At 70.2% G+C, this 19810-nt stretch carries 16 protein-coding genes; 11 read left to right on the top strand and 5 right to left on the bottom strand.

The window, feature by feature from the left end:
• Window positions 1-88 precede the first annotated feature (88 nt).
• Complete coding sequence (locus QZ749_RS04445) at window positions 89-2437, bottom strand: hypothetical protein (protein WP_296943696.1); 2349 nt, start codon at window positions 2435-2437, stop codon at window positions 89-91.
• A gap of 154 nt (window positions 2438-2591) precedes the next feature.
• Window positions 2592-3599, bottom strand: coding sequence for a serine/threonine protein kinase (locus QZ749_RS04440; RefSeq protein ID WP_296943694.1), 1008 nt, complete (start codon window positions 3597-3599; stop codon window positions 2592-2594).
• Window positions 3600-3853: 254 nt separating this feature from the next.
• Here QZ749_RS04440 and QZ749_RS04435 point away from each other — a divergent pair, with 254 nt between their 5' ends.
• Window positions 3854-4546 carry a UPF0149 family protein gene (locus QZ749_RS04435; protein WP_296943691.1) on the top strand — a complete coding sequence of 231 codons (693 nt, stop codon included), beginning with the start codon at window positions 3854-3856 and terminating at the stop codon, window positions 4544-4546.
• 114 nt (window positions 4547-4660) lie between these two features.
• Here the strand turns inward: QZ749_RS04435 and QZ749_RS04430 are convergent, their stop codons facing one another.
• Window positions 4661-5812: an HPP family protein gene (locus tag QZ749_RS04430; protein ID WP_296943688.1), complete on the bottom strand. Its 1152-nt coding sequence runs from the start codon at window positions 5810-5812 to the stop codon at window positions 4661-4663.
• A 122-nt stretch (window positions 5813-5934) separates the two neighbouring features.
• Between QZ749_RS04430 and QZ749_RS04425 the strand changes: the two genes are divergently transcribed.
• Window positions 5935-6336, top strand: coding sequence for a MarR family winged helix-turn-helix transcriptional regulator (locus QZ749_RS04425; RefSeq protein ID WP_296943686.1), 402 nt, complete (start codon window positions 5935-5937; stop codon window positions 6334-6336).
• Window positions 6337-6435: 99 nt separating this feature from the next.
• Entirely contained in the window at window positions 6436-7392 is a 957-nt protein-coding gene (locus tag QZ749_RS04420; RefSeq protein ID WP_296943684.1) for an MBL fold metallo-hydrolase, read from the top strand.
• A 99-nt stretch (window positions 7393-7491) separates the two neighbouring features.
• Here QZ749_RS04420 and QZ749_RS04415 read toward each other — a convergent pair whose 3' ends face one another.
• Both QZ749_RS04415 and orn read right to left on the bottom strand, forming a co-directional pair.
• Window positions 7492-10041, bottom strand: a complete 2550-nt coding sequence (locus tag QZ749_RS04415; RefSeq protein WP_296943682.1) for an ATP-binding protein — start codon at window positions 10039-10041, stop codon at window positions 7492-7494.
• A gap of 73 nt (window positions 10042-10114) precedes the next feature.
• Window positions 10115-10675 carry an oligoribonuclease gene (gene orn, locus QZ749_RS04410; protein ID WP_296943679.1) on the bottom strand — a complete coding sequence of 187 codons (561 nt, stop codon included), beginning with the start codon at window positions 10673-10675 and terminating at the stop codon, window positions 10115-10117.
• A 117-nt stretch (window positions 10676-10792) separates the two neighbouring features.
• Here orn and QZ749_RS04405 point away from each other — a divergent pair, with 117 nt between their 5' ends.
• From QZ749_RS04405 to QZ749_RS04370, 8 genes are all read left to right on the top strand, one after another.
• On the top strand, window positions 10793-12058 hold the full coding sequence (locus QZ749_RS04405; RefSeq protein ID WP_296943677.1) for a M48 family metallopeptidase: 1266 nt from the start codon (window positions 10793-10795) through the stop codon (window positions 12056-12058).
• The gene (locus QZ749_RS04400; RefSeq protein WP_296943676.1) at window positions 12055-12399 is read left to right on the top strand and encodes a 4a-hydroxytetrahydrobiopterin dehydratase; all 345 of its coding nucleotides are present in this window, start codon (window positions 12055-12057) and stop codon (window positions 12397-12399) included. The genes QZ749_RS04405 and QZ749_RS04400 overlap by 4 nt, the downstream gene beginning before the upstream one ends.
• Entirely contained in the window at window positions 12396-13328 is a 933-nt protein-coding gene (gene rsgA / locus QZ749_RS04395) for a ribosome small subunit-dependent GTPase A (protein WP_296943673.1), read from the top strand. The genes QZ749_RS04400 and rsgA overlap by 4 nt, the downstream gene beginning before the upstream one ends.
• 90 nt (window positions 13329-13418) lie before the next feature.
• Window positions 13419-14345: an ornithine carbamoyltransferase gene (gene argF / locus QZ749_RS04390; protein WP_296943671.1), complete on the top strand. Its 927-nt coding sequence runs from the start codon at window positions 13419-13421 to the stop codon at window positions 14343-14345.
• Between the two features lie 95 nt (window positions 14346-14440).
• Window positions 14441-15673 carry an argininosuccinate synthase gene (locus QZ749_RS04385; protein WP_296943669.1) on the top strand — a complete coding sequence of 411 codons (1233 nt, stop codon included), beginning with the start codon at window positions 14441-14443 and terminating at the stop codon, window positions 15671-15673.
• A gap of 276 nt (window positions 15674-15949) precedes the next feature.
• Window positions 15950-17974, top strand: a complete 2025-nt coding sequence (locus tag QZ749_RS04380) for a ferritin-like domain-containing protein (RefSeq protein ID WP_296943667.1) — start codon at window positions 15950-15952, stop codon at window positions 17972-17974.
• Window positions 17974-18927, top strand: a complete 954-nt coding sequence (locus QZ749_RS04375) for a DUF692 domain-containing protein (protein WP_296943665.1) — start codon at window positions 17974-17976, stop codon at window positions 18925-18927. The genes QZ749_RS04380 and QZ749_RS04375 overlap by 1 nt, the downstream gene beginning before the upstream one ends.
• Window positions 18924-19775: a DNA-binding domain-containing protein gene (locus QZ749_RS04370; RefSeq protein ID WP_296943663.1), complete on the top strand. Its 852-nt coding sequence runs from the start codon at window positions 18924-18926 to the stop codon at window positions 19773-19775. Before QZ749_RS04375 ends, QZ749_RS04370 begins: the two co-directional genes overlap by 4 nt.
• Window positions 19776-19810: the final 35 nt, after the last annotated feature.

Here is a 19810-nt window from a genome sequence, read left to right as displayed (position 1 = left end):
CATAGTCTGACGGGATGGGATGACACGGAGGACATGCCAGGACAGGCCGGCGCTGCGGGGCGCCGGCCGGGCGAATGCGCGTCGCCCGCTACTCGAGTTCCTTGCGTTGCTTGGCGATGACGTCGTTCAGGCGCTCGACCGCCTGCGCCTTCGACGGCTGCTGGGCAAAGCGGCCCAGCACCTCGCGCGCCAGGTCTTCCGATTCGGCGCGCTGCTTGGCTTCGGCCTGGCGCGTGTCGATCTGGCCGCGCAGCGCGGCCAGCTCGGCCACCTGCTCGTCCTGGCGCGCCGATTCCAGCTCGATCAGGCGGCGGCGCGCCTCGTCCATTTCCAGCGTGGCGCGGGCGGCCTTGCGCTGCATCTCGGCGGCCTGCTGGGCGTGTTCCAGCAGCTTGCGCTGGGCGTCGCGCTTGTCGATCGCGGCCTGGGCCGCGGCCTGCTCGGCCAGCTCGCGCATCGTCGACAACTGGGCACGCTCTTCCTCGGCCTTGGCGCGCGCCTCGGCGGCAGCGACGGCCGCGCGCTCCGACGCCATCCGCGCCGCGGCGGCCTCGTTGGCGCGGGCATCGGCCGCCGCCTGCTGGCGCTGGGCGGCCAGCTTCTGTTCCAGCAGCAGCAGCGCGTCGTGCGCGGCCTCGACGGCGGCGCGTTCCGCCTCTGCCAGCTCCTCGGCCACGCGCTGCTGGCGTTCCTCGACCGCGGCGCGCTCGGCCTGGGCGCGCGCCAGTTGCGCGGCGCGCTCGGCCTGGGCCTGGCGCGACGCGGCGATCGCCCGTTCATGCTCGGCCTGCTCGCGCGCATGCGCGGTGGCCAAGCGCTCGGCCTCGAGGGCATCGCGGCGCGCATCCTCGGCCTCGCGCTCGGCCTGCGCCCGCGCGGCCAGTTCCGCGGCCTGGTCGCCGTCGGCGGCCGCGCGCGCGGCCGCCGCCTGGGCCAGCGCGCGCTCGGCGGCGATGCGTTCCTGCTGGCGTGCCAGCGCCTCTTCCTCGGCCGCCACGCGCGCGCGCTCGGCCTCGGCCAGCTGCTGCGCCTCGCGGGCGCGCCGTTCGGCCAGCGCGGCGGCCTGGCGCCGGGCGGCGGCCTCCTCTTCCAGCGCCGCGTGCGCTTCCTGCTCGGCCGCGTTCTCGGCGGCGCGCGCATCGGCGGCCGCCTGGGCCAGCGCGGCCCGTTCCTCGGCCAGCGCGCGCTCGCGCCGCTGCTGCTCGGCCTCGTGCCGCGCCGCTTCCTGGGCCAGGGCGTCGGCGCCGGCGCGCAGGCGCGCCTGCTCGGCCGCCTCGCGCTCGGCGTCCAGGCGCGCCTGCGCCTGCTGGGCTTCGGCCTCCTCGGCGCCGGCCCGTTCCAGGGCCACCTCGCGCAGCTTGCGGTCGGCCTCGATGCGCGCCTCGGTGGCGGCGAGGATCCGGGCCTCGGCCTCGCGGCGCGCCTCGGCGGCGGCCTTGGCCATCTGTTCCAGGCGCTCGCGGTGGGCGGCGGCGTCGCGCAATTCCTTCTCGGTCTGCAGGCGCAGGCGCAGCGACTGGGCCGCGGTGCGCTCGGACTCGGCCTGGGCCAGCGCGATGCTTTCGCGTTCCTGCTCGACGTGCGCGAGGGCGCGCGCCTCTTCCAGCGCGCGCGCCTCGGCGGCGGCGCGGGAGAAAGCGGCATTGAGCGCCACCTGGTCGGCGCGCTCGCGCTGCAGCGCCAGTTCGAGCGCCTCGGCCTCGGCCTGGGCCAGCTTCTCGGCGGTCTGGCGCGCGGCCTTCTCGGCGCGCTCGCGTTCGCGCGCCAGGATCGCCACGCGCGCATCGGCGCTGGCGCTGTACTGCACTTCCTCGCGCGCCGCATGCATGGCGGCGACGCGCTCGGCCGCCTGGCGGCGCGCCTGCTCGGCTTCCTGCGCCAGCTCGTCGGCCTCGCGCTGCGTGCGCGCGGCCATCTCGGCGTCGACCTTCGCCTGTTCCTCGGCGCGCCGGCGCGCTTCGTCGGCGGCGCGCACGCGGGCCTCGGCGGCCAGGCGGATCTGGGTGTCGGACTCGACCCGGGCGCGCAGTTCGGCCGTCTCCTGGCGGATCGCTTCCAGGCGCTCGGCGGCGGCCCGGGCGGCGGCGCGCAGCGTCTCGATGCGGCCGCGGTTGGCCTCGATCGCGTCTTCCGACGCCTGCGCGTTGGCCAGCGCCGCGGCGGCGGCCTCGGCGTCCATGGCGGCGCGTTCCTCGGCCAGGCTGCGCGCGCGCGCCTCGGCGTGGGCGCGGTTCTCGGCCGCCATCGCCGCCTTGGCTTCGGCCTCGACGCGTGCGATGCCTTCCTTGATCGCGCGCTGCTCCAGCTGTTCACGCTGCGGCTCGACGGCCGGCGCCGCGTGCTCCTGGCCGGCGGGCGTCAGGTCGATCATGAAATCGGCGTCGCTGCCCCTGGCGGGCGCGGTGGAGGAGTCGGGGCGGTCGGATCGGTCGGTCATGGCGGTCTCGCGGGTGGTCGGCGCATGGGTGGCGCCCGGGTGGCGCGCCGCAGCCTTGCGGGGTCATTATGACGCATGGGCGCCCCCGCTGTCGCGCCGAGCAGACCGATGAATACCCGTCAATTCGGCGCCAATGGCCGCGCTGCGCGCGGTCTCAGGCCGGCCACAGCGGCGGCTCGTCCATCAGGGCCACCTGCTCGCGCAGCTCGAGGATGCGGTCCTGCCAGTAACGCTGGGTATTGAACCAGGGGAAGGCGGCCGGGAACGCCGGATCGTCCCAGCGCATCGCCAGCCAGGCCGAGTAATGGATGAGGCGCAGCGTGCGCAGCGCCTCGACCAGGTGCAGCTGGCGCGGGTCGAATTCGCAGAAGTCCTCGTAGCCGGCCAGCACGTCGCCCAGCTGGCGCACCATCTCCTGGCGCTCGCCCGACAGCAGCATCCACAGGTCCTGCACGGCCGGGCCGGTGCGGCTGTCGTCGAAGTCGACGAAGTGCGGGCCGTCGGGGGTCCACAGCACGTTGCCGGCATGGCAGTCGCCGTGCAGGCGCAGCACCGGCACGGCGCCGGCGCGCGCGAAGCAGCGGGCGACGCCGTCGAGCGCCTGGTCGAGCACGCTGGTATAGGCGGCCGCCAGCTCGGACGGGATGAAGCCGTGGCCCAGCAGCCAGTCGCGCGGCGCGCGGCCGAAGGTATCGATGTCGAGCGCGGGCCGCTCGACGAACGGCCGCGCCGCGCCGACCGCATGGATGCGCCCGATGAAGCGGCCGATCCATTCCAGCACCTGCGGGTCGGACAGCTCGGGCGCGCGCCCTCCCCGGCTGGGGAACACGGCGAAGCGGAAGCCCCCGAATGCGTGCAGCGTGCGCCCGTCCAGCGCCAGCGCCGGCACCACCGGCACCTCGGCGGCCGCCAGTTCGGCGACGAAGCCGTGCTCCTCGAGGATGGCGGCGTCGCTCCAGCGCTGCGGGCGGTAGAACTTGACGACCACCGGCGGGCCGTCCTCGCAGCCGGCGCGGTAGACCCGGTTCTCGTAGCTGTTCAGCGCCAGCAGGCGGCCGTCGCCGTGCAGGCCGACGCTGTCGAGGGCATCGAGCACCGTCAGCGGGTCGAGGCGGGCGAACGGGTGGGCGCCATCCTGGCGCGTGTCGGGGTAGTGGTCCATGCCGCCATTGTAAGGCGGGGGCGGCGCGGCGTACATGGCGGCCCGGGAACGGGGCAGCGCCGGGCGCCGTGCGCGCGCCAGCGCCCCACCGCCCGGCGCGCCGGCGGTGGTGGCCTATGCGCTGCAGAACGCCTGCGGCGACTGCGCCGCGGGGCGGATCCGCAACAGGGGCGTGGCCGCCGCCGCGCCTTTTTTCGCCCGGGGTCCGGTGCACCGGTTACACTGGCGCCTTCATCCAAAGGAACACGTACCACATGCATCTCGAGCAACCCCTCTCCGAAAAAGAATTCGACGACCTCGACAACTTCCTGCTGTCCGAGCGCTGCCCCGAAGGCACGATGACGCTGGACACGCTGCACGGCTACCTGACCGCCATCGCGATCGGCCCGCAGACCATCATGCCTGCCGAATGGCTGCCGCGCATCTGGGGCGAGGACGGCACCGCCGCGCCCAAGTGGAAGAACGCCAAGGAAGAAGAGCGCATCGTCAACCTGGTCATGCGCTTCATGAACGAGGTCCTGATCACCTTCGAGGTCGCGCCCAAGGAATTCGAGCCGCTGTACGTCGAGCACGAGGTCGACGGCGAGACCCTGATCGATGCCGAGGCCTGGTGCTGGGGCTTCTGGGAAGGCATGGAACTGCGTCCCGGCTCCTGGGACGAGATCTGGGAATCGGAAGCCGGCCCGCTGATGCGTCCGCTGTACCTGCTCGGCGCCGACGAAATCGAGGAAAGCGAGCTGCCGGAAGTCGAGGACCCGCGCAAGGCCCACCAGCTGGCGCTGGACATCGAAGCGAACCTGCCCGGCATCCACCGCTTCTGGCTGCCGCGCCGCAAGGCCGCCGTCGACACCGTCCGCCACGACACCCCGAAAGTCGGCCGCAACGACGACTGCCCCTGCGGCAGCGGCAAGAAATACAAGAAGTGCTGCGGCGCCGACCAAACTTGACCACCATCAAACCGGGGTCAGAGCCGGGGTCAGAGCCCGATTTTTAGCAATATCTGTGGCGCCATTTCCAAACACCGGGCTCTGACCCTGGCTCTGACCCCGGTTTGAGGGAGATCAGGCGGTTTGGGCCAGCCGGCTTTCGTACACGGCGGCCAGCAGGTCGGATTGGCTGACGATGCCGGCGAAGGCGCCGGTGGCGTCGAGCACCGGTACGTGGTGCAGGCCGCCGTTGCTCATCAGGGGCACCAGGCGGGCGATCGGGTCGGCGGCGGCCACGCTCGTGACCTGCGTCTGCATCACGTCCGCCACCACGGCCGGACGCGCGGCGCGCACGCCCAGCAGGTGGCCCAGCAAGGCGCGCAGGCGCTCGCCCAGGGTCTGGTAGTCGTCCAGGCCGACGTGGTGCAGGAAATCGTCCTGGCCGATCATGCCCGCCACGCGGCGCTGCTCGTCCAGCACCGGCAGCGCGTGCAGGCGGTGCCGGCGCAGCAGGCGCCAGGCGGCGGGCAGCGCCGTGGACGGGGCGACCGTCACCGCATCCGTCGACATGATCGCCGCGCACGTGACCGTGCCGAAGCGGCGCTCGTACGCGCGCATTTCCGTCTCCAGCAGGATCCGTTCGAGGTCGTCGCGACTGACGTCCAGCACCTGGCCGTAGTGCGCCAGCGCGGCGTCCAGGTCTTCCTTGCCGAAGCCCAGGCGCGCGGTCGGCGCCGGGTCGGCGGTGGCGTGCAGGTTGCGCAGCGGCGACTGCTGGCCGTGCGGATAGCGGCGGCCGGTCAGGTTGTTGAAGACCAGCGCCACCAGCACGATCAGCGCCGAATTCAGTCCGACCGGCAGCAGCGCGAAGGTGAAGCCCGCCGCCTGCACGGCCGGCCCGCCCAGCACCGCCGTCAGCGCCACCGCGCCGCTGGGCGGATGCAGGCAGCGCAGCAGGAACATCGCGAAGATCGCGCAGGCGCCGGCCAGCGGCGCCGCCAGCATCGGGTCGTGCACCGTGCGCGCGCAGGCCACGCCGATCAGCGCCGAGACGGTGTTCCCGCCGATGACGGACCACGGCTGCGCGAGCGGACTGGCCGGCACGCAGAACAGCAGCACGGCCGACGCGCCCATCGGCGCGATGAGGGCCAGCGGCACGCTGCCGGCATGGGCCGCCGCCATGTCGCTGAGGATGAAGGTCACGAACAGCCCCACCAACGCCCCCGCCACCGCGCGCAGCCGCTCGGTGCGCGACGCCGTGCTCGCCTGCGGCAAAAAGGACCGCATCCACGCCGTACCGTTGTCCAGGATCATGGTGTTCGCAGGCCATCGGGCCTTGTCGTATATCGGGACGGCAATTGTATCATCTTGTGATATATTCGCCGCCATCCGGCTCTCCAGGAATCCCCATGTCGTCTCCGCTGTCCAAGTCCAACTTCGCCGCGTTGTCGGAATTCCGCTACCAGATGCGGCGCTTCGAGCATTTTTCCGAAAGCGCCGTGCAGGCCGCGGGCATCACGCCGCTGCAATACCTGCTGCTGCTGCACATCAAGGGCTTTCCCGGCCGCGAATGGGCCACGGTCGGCGAGCTGGCCGAGCGCCTGCAGGCCCGGCCGCACGGCGTCGTCGCCTTGGTGACGCGCTGCGAGGCCGGCGGCCTGGTCGAGCGCCGCAGCCATGCCGGCGACCGGCGCCGGGTCGAGGTGCACCTGCTGCCGGCCGGCGAGACGATCCTCGTGCGGCTGGCCGAGATCCACCGCGCCGAGCTGCGCGCGCTGCACGGCGTCTTCACGATTCCCTATCTTCCGTAAGGGCGCCAGGGCATCCACATGCAAGCAGGGCATGGCCTGGTTCATGTACGATAGGCAATATGCACATCGACGTGCGTCAACGACAACGAGGAAAACGCCATGAACCACTTCCTGCGCCGCACCGTGCTGGCGACCCTGCTCGCCGCCGGCACGATCGCCCCGGCAGTCCACGCCGCCGCCCCGCTGGCCAAGACCCCGGCGCCGGGCTATGCCCGCGCCATGCTGGGCGACTTCGAGGTGACGCCGCTGAACGACGGCACCGCCGACCTGCCGATGGACCAGCTGCTCAAGCAGAAGCCGGAGGCGACGAAGGCCACGCTGGAAAAGAACTTCCTGAAGCTGCCGCTGGAAACCTCGACCAATGCGTTCCTGGTCAACACCGGCAGCAAGCTGGTGCTGGTCGACACCGGCGCCGGCGGCTTCTTCGGCCCGACGCTGGGCAAGCTGGCCGCCAACATCAAGGCCGCCGGCTACCAGCCCGAGCAGGTCGACGAGATCTACATCACGCACGTGCACCCGGACCACGTCGGCGGCCTGGCCGCGGACGGCAAGCGCGTGTTCGCGAACGCCACGGTGCGCGTCGGCAAGGCCGATGCCGACTACTGGCTGTCCGCCGCGAACGAAGCCAAGGCGCCGGCCGACAAGAAGGGCTTCTTCGGCCCGGCCAGGGCCTCGCTCGAACCGTACGCCAAGGCCGGCAAGCTCAAGCCGATCGAGGGCGACGGCGAACTGGTGCCGGGCATCTCGGCCATCGCCGCGCCGGGCCATACGCCGGGCCACACGATCTACCTGGTGCAGAGCCGCGGCCAGAAGCTGTTGCTGATCGGCGACCTGATCCACGTGGCCGCCGTCCAGATGGACAACCCACAAGTGACGATCGGCTTCGACAGCGACGAAAAGGCCGCCTACGCCGCGCGCAAGAAGGCGTTCGACGCGGCCGCGAAGGACGGCGAACTGGTCGGCGGCGCGCACCTGCAGTTCCCGGGCCTGGGACACCTGGTCGCGCAGGGCAAGGGCTACAAGTGGGTGCCGGTGAATTACACGCAGATGCGTTGAACGACACATCACCGGCTCCATCGACCGGATGCGGCCCATGCGCCGCACCGCCGTCGCCCCGGCGCAGGCCGGGGCGACGGGCGGGTAGCGGGGAGCCGCCTATCCCCGCCCCGCCTCGCTCCCTCCCCCGCTCCCTGCCTCGCCTCCTGCCTCGCTCCCGGCTTCGCTCCCCGCCCCGATCCCCGCCAGCAGCCCCGCCAGCCGCTCCATGTCCACCGGCTTGACCAGGTGATGGTCGAATCCGGCCTCGAACGCCGCGCGCCGGTCCTGTTCCTGGCCGTAGCCGGTCACCGCGACCAGCACGATGCCCGCCGTGCGCGGATCGGCGCGCAGGCGGCGCGCCAGCGCGTTGCCGTCCATCTCGGGCAGGCCGATGTCCAGCAGCGCCACGTCCGGCGGCTGGCGCCGCGCCGCCGCCAGCGCGGCCGGCGAATCGTTTTCCACCGCGACCGCGTAGCCGCAGGCTTCCAGCAGCATGCCCAGCGTGGCGGCGGCGTCGGCGTTGTCGTCCACCACCAGCAGGCGCAGCGGGCGCGCGGCGCCGCCGGGCGACGGGGCGGCATCCGGCCCGCCCTGGTCCGGCGCCGACGCCATCAGCGGCAGCGCGACTTCGAAGCGGCTGCCCTGCCCCAGGCCGGGGCTGGAACAGGTCACCGTGCCGCCATGCAGCTCGACCAGGTGCTTGACCAGCGCCAGCCCCAGGCCCAGGCCGCCCTGCGAGCGGTCGGACGAGCGCTGCGCCTGGGTGAACAGGTCGAACACGTGGCGCGTCAGCGCGCGCTCCATGCCGATGCCCTGGTCGCGCACCGCCAGCAGCAGGCGGCCGGCGCGGCCGTCCGCGCCGGCGTCGACCGCGGCCGAGACGTCGATGCGCAAGCCTTCCGGCGTGTACTTGGCGGCGTTGTTGAGCAGGTTGGACAGCACCTGCACCAGGCGCGCCTTGTCGCCCAGCACCGTAGCGCGGGGGTCGGCCAGGCGCACGACCAGCGACTGGCGGCGCGCCTCGAACATCGGGCGCACCTGTTCGATCGCCTCGTCGACGATGGTGCGCGCCGCCACCGGCGACTGCGCCAGCGTCACCAGGCCGCGCGTGACGCGCGAGACGTCCAGCAGGTCGTCCACCAGGCTGGTCATGTGGCGCACCTGGCGCCCGATGATGGCGCTGCTCTGGCGCACGCGCGCCTCGTCCAGGCGGCCGATGCGCAGCAGGTCGGCGGCGGCGCTGATCGGCGCCAGCGGGTTGCGCAGCTCGTGCGCCAGCATGGCCAGGAATTCGTCCTTGCGCTGGTCGGCCGCGCGCAGCTTTTCCTCGGCCTGCCTGCGTTCGCCGATGTCGAGGAAGCAGCACACCAGGCCGCCGCCGCTGGTCGGATAGGCGCGCACTTCCAGCCAGACCGCGCCGCCGCCGGGCAGCGGATGCAGGTATTCGGTGCGCCCGGCCACGCGCTCGCGCATCGCGCGTTCGTACATGTGGCCGGCCGTCGTGTCGCGGGCCTCGGGCCAGACGTCCCAGTGGTGGCGCCCCAGCGCCTGCTCGGCAGTGCGGCCGGACAGGCGCTGGCCGGCGGCGTTCATCTGCAGCACGGTCCAGTCGGGGCCGATCAGCACGAAGCCCTCGGCGATGGTGTCGAACACCAGCCGGCTGCGGTCGCGCTCGGCGCGCAGCGCGGCGTGCGCATGGGCCACGTCGGCGGCGGTGCGGATGCGCTCGGCCAGGCTGCGCGCCAGCGCGATCTCGGCCGCGCTCCAGCGGTGCGCGTGCGCGTGGAGCAGCGCCAGGAAGGCCGGCTGGCGGCCCGTGCTCACCAGCGGCACCACCAGCAGCGCCGTCGCGTCCAGCGCCGCATAGGCGCCCTGGCAGGCGGCCGTGCGGTCGTCCTCGCGCACGTCGGCGATGGCGACGACGGCGCCGGCGCGCCCCGCGCGCACCACCTCCGGCCCGAACGCGTCGACGCCGAAGCCGCGCCCCTCCAGGGCCGCCAGCCCGTGCCGGCGCCAGTCGCGCGGCACGTGGAACGTGGCGCGCACGGCGTCGACCTCGCCGTACAGCACGCGCGCCAGGCCCAGCTCCTCGCCCAGCAGGCGGCTGGCGACGCCGATCGTCTCGCGCGCGCCGCCCGCCGTGCGCAGCGCGTCGGCCACCGCCAGCTCGAAGGCGGCGTGGCGCTCGGCCTGGACGCGCGCGGTGGTCTCGATGCAGGTGCAGTACATGCCGACGACGCATCCCTGCCCGTCGTGCAGCGGGGCGAACGACAAGGTGAAGCTGGCCGCCTCGGGGTAGCCGCGCCGCTCCAGCGTCAGCGCCAGGTTCTCGCAGTAGACGGGCTTGTCGGACAGGGCGCGGTCGACGAACGGCACCAGCACCGGCCAGACCTCGCTCCAGACGTCGCGCAGCGGCGCGCCGAGCGCGCGCGGGTGCTTGTCGCCCAGGATGGGGATGTAGGCGTCGTTGTACAGCAGGGTCAGGTCCGCGCCCCAGGCGACGAACATCGGGAAGGCGGAGCTGGCCGCCATCGATACGGCGGTCGCCAGCTCGGGCGGCCAGGCGTCGGGCGGACCGAGCGGCGACGCGCTCCAGTCGCGCGCGCGCAGGAGACGGCGGACTTCGCTGTCGCCGGCACCGGCGATGGTACGGAGAATGTCGGCCATGGCGTCATTCTCGCACACCGCCGGGGCTGGCGATACACAATTACAACATCGTGTCGCGCCAGCGGCAGGATTTTTACAGTTTGATGAAATGCTCGCGGTAGTAGCGCAGTTCCTCGATCGACTCGATGATGTCGGCCAGCGCGGTATGCTTCTGCGCCTTCTTGAAGCCCGACGCCAGTTCCGGCTTCCAGCGGCGGCACAGTTCCTTCAGCGTCGACACGTCCAGGTTGCGGTAGTGGAAGAACGCCTCCAGCTTGGGCATGCCGCGCGCCATGAAGCGGCGGTCCTGGCAGATCGAATTGCCGCACATCGGCGACTTGCCGGCCGGCACCCACTGCTTCAGGAAGGCGATCAGTTCCTGCTCGGCCCGGGCCTCGTCGACGGTCGACGCCTTGACGCGGTCGATCAGGCCGGACTTGCCGTGCGTGCCCTTGTTCCAGTTGTCCATCTTGTCCAGCGTCGCGTCGCTCTGGTGGATGGCGAACACCGGGCCCTCGGCCAGCACGTTCAGGTCCGGATCGGTGACGACGACGGCCACTTCGATGATGCGGTCGTTGTCCGGATCCAGGCCGGTCATTTCCATGTCGAGCCAGATCAGGTTGAACTCGTTGGGGCGGGGGGTGGCTTGTGACATAATTCTCTCTTTACGCTTTGAATATTGGCGGAACCGGGCGAGTCGTCATCGCCGCGCAGGCGGGGGCGACGCCGGGCGGATCGGTTCCCAAATGTTGGATTTTCTCACAGGCACAGAATGCTTTCATCCGGGTTTTCGCTCGTCTTCGTATTTTTCTTCTTGCTGACGCTGGCGCTGCGTTATTGGCTGGCGCGGCGCCACATCGGGCACGTGCTGCGCCACCGCGCCGCCGTGCCCGCGGAATTCGCCGCGAAGATCCCGCTGGCCGCGCACCAGAAGGCGGCCGACTACACGGTCGCCAAGACCCGCTTCGGGCTGCTCGCGGCGCTGTGGAGCGGCCTGGTGCTGGTCGGGTTCACGCTGCTGGGCGGGTTGCAGGCGCTGTCGCAGGCGCTGCTGGCGCTGGCCGGGCCCGGCATGGGCTACCAGATCCTGCTGGTGGTCGCCTTCTCCGTGATCTCGGGACTGCTCGACCTGCCGTTCTCGTACTGGCGCCAGTTCGTGCTCGAGCAGCGCTTCGGCTTCAACAAGATGCGCGTCGGGCTGTGGATCGCCGATGCGGTCAAGGGCAGCCTGGTGGGCGCCGTCATCGGCCTGCCGCTACTGTGGATCGTGCTGGTGCTGATGGACAGGACGGGCGCGCTGTGGTGGCTGTATGCCTGGCTGGTCTGGAGCGGGTTCCAGCTTTTGATGATGGTGCTGTATCCGAGCGTGATCGCGCCGCTGTTCAACAAGTTCACGCCGCTGCAGGACGCCACGCTGAAGGACCGCATCGAAGGCCTGATGGCGCGCGTCGGTTTCGCCTCGAAGGGCCTGTTCGTGATGGACGGCAGCAAGCGCTCGGCCCACGGCAACGCCTATTTCTCGGGCTTCGGCGCGAACAAGCGCATCGTGTTCTTCGACACCCTGCTGGAACGCCTGGCGCCGCCGGAGATCGAAGCCGTGCTGGCGCACGAACTGGGCCACTTCAAGCTCAGGCACATCGTCAAGCGCATCGTCGTCCTGTTCGCACTGTCGCTGGCCTTCCTGGCCCTGCTCGGCTGGCTCAAGCAGCAAGCCTGGTTCTATACCGGCCTGGGCGTGGAACCGCTGCTGAACGGCCCGAACGACGCCATGGCCCTGCTGCTGTTCGTGCTGGTGCTGCCGGTGTTCACCTTCCCGTTCTCGCCGCTGTCCTCGTTCACCTCGCGCAAGCACGAGTTCGAGGCCGACGCCTTCGCCGCGGAGCACAGCGATGCGCGCGACCTGGTCTCGGCGCTGGTCAAGATGTACGAGGACAACGCCTCGACGCTGACGCCGGACCCGGTCCACTCCGCGTTCTACGACTCGCACCCGCCGGCCTGGGTCCGCGTGCAGCACCTGCAGGCATCGGGGGCCGTATGAGCACGCTCCCGAACCTGCTGGAACGCCATTGCGCCCACGGCGCCCCCGCGCTGGACGCCGCCGCCGTCGCCGCCCTGCACGCCCAGGTGCCGGACTGGTCCATCGACGGCGACGCGCTGGCGCGCCGCTTCGCCTTCCGCGACTTCCACGAGACCATGGCGTTCGTCAACGCCCTGGCCTGGATCGCCCACCGCGAAGACCACCACCCCGACCTGCACGTGGGCTACGACCGCTGCACGGTGCGCTTCACGACGCACTCGGCCGGCAATGCCCTGAGCGCGAACGATTTCATCTGCGCCGCCAGGACCGATGCGCTGTTCGCCCAAGGGAGCGCGACATGAGCAAGGGGAGCAAGCCGGGCAAGCCGGCCGGCGCCGCGGAATTCACCGGCACCATCGTCGCCGCCCACGGCCGCCACTACCTGGCGGACGTCGACGGCGCCCTCCTGCAGTGCGTCACGCGCGGCAAGAAGACCAATGTCGCGGTCGGCGACCTCGTGCACCTGAAGCGCACCTCGGCCGACCAGGCCGTCATCGAGAAGATCGCCGAGCGCAGCACGCTGCTGTACCGCTCCGACCAGTACAAGAGCAAGCTGCTGGCGGCCAACATCACGCGCCTGTTCGTCGTCATCGCCACCGAACCCGGCTTTTCCGACGACCTCGTGTCGCGCGCGCTGGTCGCCTGCGAGGCGGCCGGCGTGGAGGCGCACCTGATCCTGAACAAGGTCGACGTCGAGGAACCGCTGGCGCGGGCGCGCGAACGCGCGGCGCTGTACACCGGCATGGGCTATCCGCTGCACGAGGTGTCGGCGCGCGCGCGGCCCGAGGAGGCGGTCGCCACGCTCATGCCGCTGCTGGCCGGCCAGTCGTCGATCTTCATCGGCCAGTCCGGCATGGGCAAGTCGTCCCTCATCAACCTGCTGGTGCCGGACGCCGACATCGCCACCCGCGAAATCTCGGAAGCGCTCGACACCGGCAAGCACACGACCACGTTCACCCGCCTGTACCGCCTGCCGGGCACGGCCGGCGGCAACATCATCGATTCGCCGGGCTTCCAGGAATTCGGCCTGTACCACCTGTCCGAGGGCATGCTGGAACGCGCGTTCGTCGACTTCCAGCCCTACCTGGGCGGTTGCAAGTACTACAACTGCCGCCACCTGGCCGAGCCGCAGTGCGCGATCCTCGAAGCGGTGGCGCAAGGCAAGATCGCCAGGCTGCGCCATACGCTGTATGCGCAGCTGCTGCACGAATCGGCGCAGACGCTGTATTGATCGCCGTCGATAATTTCTTGGAAGATAAACAAAACCGCTTATAATCAAAGAGATCGAAGACAAGGGATTCTTGCATCCCGAAGGTATAACATGGCTGTCAACACTCCCATCAAGCATTTCCTGCAGATTTCCGACTTCACCCGCGACGAGTTCGAGTACCTGATCGAACGCGCCACGGTCATCAAGCGCAAGTTCAAGGCCTACGAGGTGTACCACCCGCTGGTCGACCGCACGCTGGTGATGGTGTTCGAAAAGAGCTCGACCCGTACCCGCCTGTCCTTCGAGGCCGGCATGCACCAGCTGGGCGGCGCCGCCATCTACCTGAACACGCGCGACAGCCAGCTCGGCCGCGGCGAACCCGTCGAGGACGCCGGCCAGGTCATGTCGCGCATGTGCGACATCATCATGGTGCGCACGTTCGGCCAGGACATCATCGAGCGCTTCGCGGCGCACTCCCGCGTGCCGGTGATCAATGGCCTGACCAACGAGCACCATCCCTGCCAGGTGCTGGCCGACATCTTCACGTACTGGGAACACCGCGGCTCGATCGCCGGCAAGACGGTGGCCTGGGTGGGCGACGCCAACAACATGCTGTATTCCTGGCTGCAGGCGGCCGAGGTGTTCGGCTTCCACCTGAACGTGTCCACGCCCAAGGGCTACGACCTCGACCCGGCCCTGGTGTCGACGACGAACTACACTTTCTTCGAGAACCCGTCCGACGCCTGCGCCGGCGCGCACCTGGTCAATACCGACGTCTGGACCAGCATGGGCTACGAAAAGGAAAACGCCGAGCGCCTGAAGGCCTTCGACGGCTTCATCGTCGACCAGGCCAAGATGGCACGCGCCAGCAGCGACGCCCTGTTCATGCACTGCCTGCCGGCGCACCGCGGCGAGGAAGTGGCGGCCGAGGTCATCGACGGCCCGCAATCGGTCGTGTGGGACGAGGCCGAGAACCGCCTGCACGTGCAGAAGGCGCTGATCGAATACCTGCTGCTCGGTCGCATCGCCGACAAATAAACCCGTATCATCGCAAACGCTTGATCGTCGGCCCGGGACTGCCGGGCCGGCTGACCATCACCTCCTCCTCCACGTACCACATCATTGGAACTTCCATGAGCGACATCAAGAAAGTAGTCCTCGCCTACTCCGGCGGCCTCGACACCTCGGTCATCCTCAAATGGCTGCAGGACAACTACAAGTGCGAAATCGTCACCTTCACCGCCGACCTCGGCCAGGGTGAAGAGCTGGAACCGGCGCGCGCCAAGGCCATCAAGTTCGGCATCAAGCCGGAAAACATCTACATCGACGACGTGCGCGAGGAATTCGTGCGCGACTTCGTGTTCCCGATGTTCCGCGCCAACACCGTCTACGAAGGCGAGTACCTGCTGGGCACCTCGATCGCGCGTCCGCTGATCGCCAAGCGCCTGATCGAGATCGCCAACGAGACCGGCGCCGACGCCGTCTCGCACGGCGCCACCGGCAAAGGCAACGACCAGGTGCGCTTCGAGCTGGGCGCCTACGCGCTCAAGCCGGACGTCAAGATCATCGCCCCGTGGCGCGAGTGGGACCTGCTGTCGCGCGAGAAGCTGCTGAAGTACGCCGAGGACGCCGGCATCGAGATCGACATGAAGCACAAGAACGGCGGCGCGCCGTACTCGATGGACGCGAACCTGCTGCACATCTCGTTCGAAGGCCGCCACCTGGAAAACCCGAGCGCCGAAGCCGAGGAATCGATGTGGCGCTGGACCGTGTCGCCGGAAGCGGCGCCGGACCAGGCCGAGTACCTCGACATCGAGTACGAGCACGGCGACATCGTCGGCCTGAACGGCGTCAAGATGACCCCGGCGCAGGTGTTGACCGAGCTGAACCGCCTGGGCGGCAAGCACGGCATCGGCCGGCTGGACCTGGTGGAAAACCGCTACGTCGGCATGAAGTCGCGCGGCTGCTACGAAACCCCGGGCGGCACCATCATGCTGCGCGCCCACCGCGCGATCGAGTCGATCACGCTGGACCGCGAAGTGGCGCACCTGAAGGACGACCTGATGCCACGCTACGCTTCCTTGATCTATAACGGCTACTGGTGGGCGCCGGAACGCGTCGCCCTGCAGACGCTGATCGACCACACACAGAAGAGCGTCAACGGCTGGGTGCGCGTGAAGCTGTACAAGGGCAACGTGATCGTCGTGTCGCGCGATTCGAAGACCGACTCGCTGTTCGACATGAACATCGCCACCTTCGACGAAGACGGCGGCGCCTACAACCAGGCCGACGCCGGCGGCTTCATCAAGCTCAATGCGCTGCGCATGCGCATCGCGGCCAAGGCGCGCGCCAAGCGCGGTCAATGATGGTCGCCATATAACATAATCAAGCTGCTTGGTCTTGATTATTATCAACAAAACCGCCCTTGAGGCGGTTTTGTTGTTTTTACATCCGTGCAATTGTTTATGTAATATTTTTACATTAGTCTCCATTGGGCCGGATGCATAAATATTTCATCAAGGCATCAAAATGCGTGCTTGCCCGTGGCATGGAACGCAATGGATGCCGCATCCGGAGGTGCCCGCAGGGGTACCGGCGTGCCTCACTTCGACAGTTCGAAACGCATCCTTTTGGAGAACGACATGGAAATGCCCGTTGCAGGAAAAGACCCGTCCCCACCCGCCACCAAACGCCCCCTCGCCAAGCTCGCCGACGACACCGCCGCCCTGTACGCGATCGCCCAGGCGGCCGTCGAGGTCGAGCTGTTCACGATCCCGCTCTACATGAGCACGATGTACTCGATCCAGGGCACGCACCAGATCAATTCCAAGTGGCTCAGCTACTACAAGGGCCGCCAGTGGCCGGGCATGGGCACCGGCGTGCGCGCCGGCGCCGGCACCGACGCGCCGAACCAGAAAGCCTTCAACATCATCTTCAGCGTGTTCATCCAGGAGATGCTGCACCTGCAGATCGCCGCGAACCTCGCCACCGCGATCGGCGCCAGCCCCTGCTTCACCGGCAACGCGCTGCAGGACGACCAGCACGGCTGGACCTGCTACGGCCCGACCAAGACCTTGATCCCGCACATCGTCGACCTGCAGCACACCGAGAACTACAAGCACGTGCGCGTGGCGCTCGAGGAACTCAACGCCAACCAGTGCGACCTGTTCCTGGCGATCGAGCAGCCCGAGGACCAGTTCCAGGGCGAACTGGCGGCCTTCCACGCGGCCCATCCGCAGACCTACTTCCCGCAAGTGCCGTTCGAAAACTGGACCCCGGGCATGACGTCGGCCGACCTGCCGCTGTTCGGCACCATCGGCCACATGTACCAGTGCTACGCCCAGTACATCAGCATCGAGTACGAAGATGGCGAGACGTTGTGGGACAAGCTGTACAAGCCGGGCACCGTGCAGCAGGACATGTTCAACAGCACCGTGCCGGGCCACGCGAAGGCGGAATTCCCGCATTTCGCGACGCTGTTCGCCAAGGACGACCCCAACACCATCGCCACGTTCGACAAGGCGATCGACATGATGGCCGCGATCACCGACCAGGGCGAGGGCAACGAGAGCGCGATCAAGCGCTACCGCCGCGGTGCCATGCTCAAGGCCGTGCAACCCGACTACCGCGAAGACCGCGCGGCGCTCGAGGCAGACTACCCGTCCTACACCAATGCCGGCGGCCACGCGCGCTCGGCCGACGCCGCCGCGCGCGCCGACTACGCCGCCTACGACCACTACGAGCGCTTCGGCCAGGTCAAGGACATGCTCGCCGACGTGACGACCTGGGCGCACTGGCACGCCGATCCGGCCAGCACCTGGACCGACGCCATGCTGACCAACAGCGAGTACGACGCCGCCGCCGCGCCGGACAACATCCCGACGCCGGCGCAGGTGGCTACCGCGCTCAACAACCTCAAGCAGGGCACGGACACGCTGGCGATGCTGAGCACCGTCGCCACCGGGGCCGTGTACGGCATCACCTCGGTGCTGGACCAATACTGGAAGGACCAGGACCTCGGCTTCCCCTATCCGTCGATGGTCGGCGCCGGCGACCGCTTCTCGATCTGCTGGGCAGTGCTGGGCAAGTCGCCCGACCTGTCGGTGGGCGTGCCGCTGCCGGACCAGTCCACGCTGTACCACGCCTGCCAGGGCCTGAGCCTGGACGGCGACCCGCAGGGCAGCAACGGCAATGCCTGCGCGGCGCTGGCGGTCTACCACACCTGCCGCGGCTCGAACGGCTGCCACGCCCAGGGCGGCTGCGGCTTCGCCCAGCTGGATACCGGCGGCGGTTCCTGCGGCCACGCGGTGAAGGCGGCGCCGCTGCCCACCGCCGCCAACCTGTGCGGCGGCCCCAAGCCGACGCCCGTTCCCTCGTTCTACAGCGCGCCCTCGGACAACAAGTGCAAGACCTTCGGCGGCTGCGCCGTGCCGATCTCGGCCTCCCAGCTGTATCCGGCCGCCGGCACCATGACGCTGTACGAGTTCGGCGCCGCCCCGGACCACGGCGCCGTCTCGATCAAGGAGACGCTCAGCTTCTCGCTCGGCGACAGCGTCTACGACACCGCCTGGGAAGCCTACAGCAAGGTGATGAGCGCGCGCCACCAGGACCCCGGCGCGAAACCCGCGCCGAGCGACCTGCGCATCGCCCTGCCGCCGTCGACCTGATGGCGGCGCCGACCACCGGCGCGCCCGCGCGCCTGGGCCTCCCGAACCTGGGCCTGGGCGTGGGCCTGCGCAACGTGCACTTCCAGGACATCCTCGCGCATGGCCCGCGCGTCGACTGGTTCGAGATCATCAGCGAGAACTTCATCGACAACCACGGCTGGGCGCGCGCGGTGCTGGACCGCATCGCGGCCCGGGTGCCGATCGTCATGCACGGCGTCTCGCTGTCGATCGGCAGCAGCGATCCGCTCGACATGGCCTACCTGGCCAGGCTGCGCGCACTGGCGGCCGAGCTGCGTCCGGCGTGGGTGTCCGACCACCTGTGCTGGACCGGCGCTGCGTCCGTCAACAGCCACGACCTGCTGCCGCTGCCGCTGCACGAAGCCAGCCTGCGCCACGTGGCGGCGCGGGTGCGCGCGGTGCAGGATTTCCTGGGCCGCCCGCTGATCGTGGAAAACCCGAGCAGCTATGTGGAATTCGCCGGTTCCAGCATGCCGGAATGGGAATTCCTCGGCCGCCTGGCCGAGGACACCGGCTGCGGCCTGCTGCTCGACGTGAACAACGTCCACGTCTCGTCCGTCAACCACGGCTTCGACGCGGAGCGCTACATCCGCAGCCTGCCGCCGCGCCACATCGTGCAGATCCACCTGGCCGGCCCCACCGACTGCGGCGGCTACCTGGTCGACACCCACGACGCGCCGGTGCCGGCCGCCGTCTGGCGCCTGTATGCGCTGGCCCAGCGCCTGACCGGCGGCGTGGCCGCCATGCTCGAATGGGATGCGAACATCCCCCCCTACCCGGAGCTGCTGGCGGAACTGGACAAGGCGCGCGCGGCGCTGCGCGGCGAATTCGCCGAGGCGCCGGTGCGCCGCGCCGCGCCGGAGCGGGAGACCGTGCTGGCCGGGCCGCTGGGCTTTCACCTCGGGCCGGCGCACGCCGAGGCGGTGCCGCCATGACGGCGCCGCTGGCCGAGTCGCAGGCGTGGTTCCTGGCGGCCATCATGACACCGGGCGGCGCCGCGCGCGGCCTGGCCCTGGCCCAGGCGCGCCACGGGCTGGCCGAGCACGAGGTGCTGCGCCCCGCCCCCGGCCTGCCGGCATCGCGCCTGCACGTCTACGCCGACGGCTACGTGCTGCGCCTGCTCGAATGCATGCGCGCCGACTTTCCGGTGCTGCACCGGGTCATGGGCGGCGCGCTGTTCGACTTCTTCGCGAAGGCCTATGTCTGGCGCCACCCTTCGCGCTCGCCGACGCTGTACGACCTGGGCGCCGGCTTCGCCGGCTTCCTGGCGGCCAGCCAGCCTGCGACGCGGGACCCCGAGGCCACCCGGCGCTTCGCCTTCCCGGCCCAGCTGGCGCGGCTGGAACGGGCGCTGGGCGAAGCGGGGCGGGCGCGCGGCCTCGAAGGCGCCGCCCCGGCGGACCGCCCCGGCATGCTGGACTGGCTGTGCCGCCCGGATGCGCGCGTGACGCCGGCGCAGTGCACCCGCCTGCTCGCGCTGGACTATCCAGTGCACGCCTACTGGCAGGCGGCGGCGCGCGCGCGGGACGACGCCGACCTGCCGCTGCCGCCCGCACCGGCGCCGACGCGCCTGGCCGTGGGCCGGCTGCACTACCGCACCGCCGTGCACGTGCTCGAACCCTGGCAATTCCACTTCCTGCAGGCCGCGCAGGAAGGCGCGCCGGCCCACGCCTGCGCCCTGCACGCCGCGACGGCCTGCGCCCTGGCGCCGGAACGGGTGCTGGCCGATGCGCTGCTGTGGGTGCCGCTGGCGGCCGGGGCCGGACTGGTGGCTGTCGGCTGACATGAAAAAAGCCGCCCTTCCCCGACGGGAAAGGG

Origin of the sequence: uncultured Massilia sp. (assembly GCF_913773735.1) — a bacterium.
Lineage (GTDB): Bacteria > Pseudomonadota > Gammaproteobacteria > Burkholderiales > Burkholderiaceae_D > Telluria.
Note: the sequence above shows the minus strand (reverse complement) of the source record. Positions and strands in the feature narration are given on the sequence as shown.

Excerpts from the sequence above, each read along its gene's own strand:
- QZ749_RS04445 (WP_296943696.1), bottom strand. The coding sequence starts at position 2,437 with ATGACCGACCGATCCGACCGCCCCGACTCCTCCACCGCGCCCGCCAGG.
- QZ749_RS04440 (WP_296943694.1), bottom strand. The coding sequence starts at position 3,599 with ATGGACCACTACCCCGACACGCGCCAGGATGGCGCCCACCCGTTCGCC.
- QZ749_RS04435 (WP_296943691.1), top strand. The coding sequence starts at position 3,854 with ATGCATCTCGAGCAACCCCTCTCCGAAAAAGAATTCGACGACCTCGAC.
- QZ749_RS04430 (WP_296943688.1), bottom strand. The coding sequence starts at position 5,812 with ATGCGGTCCTTTTTGCCGCAGGCGAGCACGGCGTCGCGCACCGAGCGG.
- QZ749_RS04425 (WP_296943686.1), top strand. The coding sequence starts at position 5,935 with ATGTCGTCTCCGCTGTCCAAGTCCAACTTCGCCGCGTTGTCGGAATTC.
- QZ749_RS04420 (WP_296943684.1), top strand. The coding sequence starts at position 6,436 with ATGAACCACTTCCTGCGCCGCACCGTGCTGGCGACCCTGCTCGCCGCC.
- QZ749_RS04415 (WP_296943682.1), bottom strand. The coding sequence starts at position 10,041 with ATGGCCGACATTCTCCGTACCATCGCCGGTGCCGGCGACAGCGAAGTC.
- orn (WP_296943679.1), bottom strand. The coding sequence starts at position 10,675 with ATGTCACAAGCCACCCCCCGCCCCAACGAGTTCAACCTGATCTGGCTC.
- QZ749_RS04405 (WP_296943677.1), top strand. The coding sequence starts at position 10,793 with ATGCTTTCATCCGGGTTTTCGCTCGTCTTCGTATTTTTCTTCTTGCTG.
- QZ749_RS04400 (WP_296943676.1), top strand. The coding sequence starts at position 12,055 with ATGAGCACGCTCCCGAACCTGCTGGAACGCCATTGCGCCCACGGCGCC.
- rsgA (WP_296943673.1), top strand. The coding sequence starts at position 12,396 with ATGAGCAAGGGGAGCAAGCCGGGCAAGCCGGCCGGCGCCGCGGAATTC.
- argF (WP_296943671.1), top strand. The coding sequence starts at position 13,419 with ATGGCTGTCAACACTCCCATCAAGCATTTCCTGCAGATTTCCGACTTC.
- QZ749_RS04385 (WP_296943669.1), top strand. The coding sequence starts at position 14,441 with ATGAGCGACATCAAGAAAGTAGTCCTCGCCTACTCCGGCGGCCTCGAC.
- QZ749_RS04380 (WP_296943667.1), top strand. The coding sequence starts at position 15,950 with ATGGAAATGCCCGTTGCAGGAAAAGACCCGTCCCCACCCGCCACCAAA.
- QZ749_RS04375 (WP_296943665.1), top strand. The coding sequence starts at position 17,974 with ATGGCGGCGCCGACCACCGGCGCGCCCGCGCGCCTGGGCCTCCCGAAC.
- QZ749_RS04370 (WP_296943663.1), top strand. The coding sequence starts at position 18,924 with ATGACGGCGCCGCTGGCCGAGTCGCAGGCGTGGTTCCTGGCGGCCATC.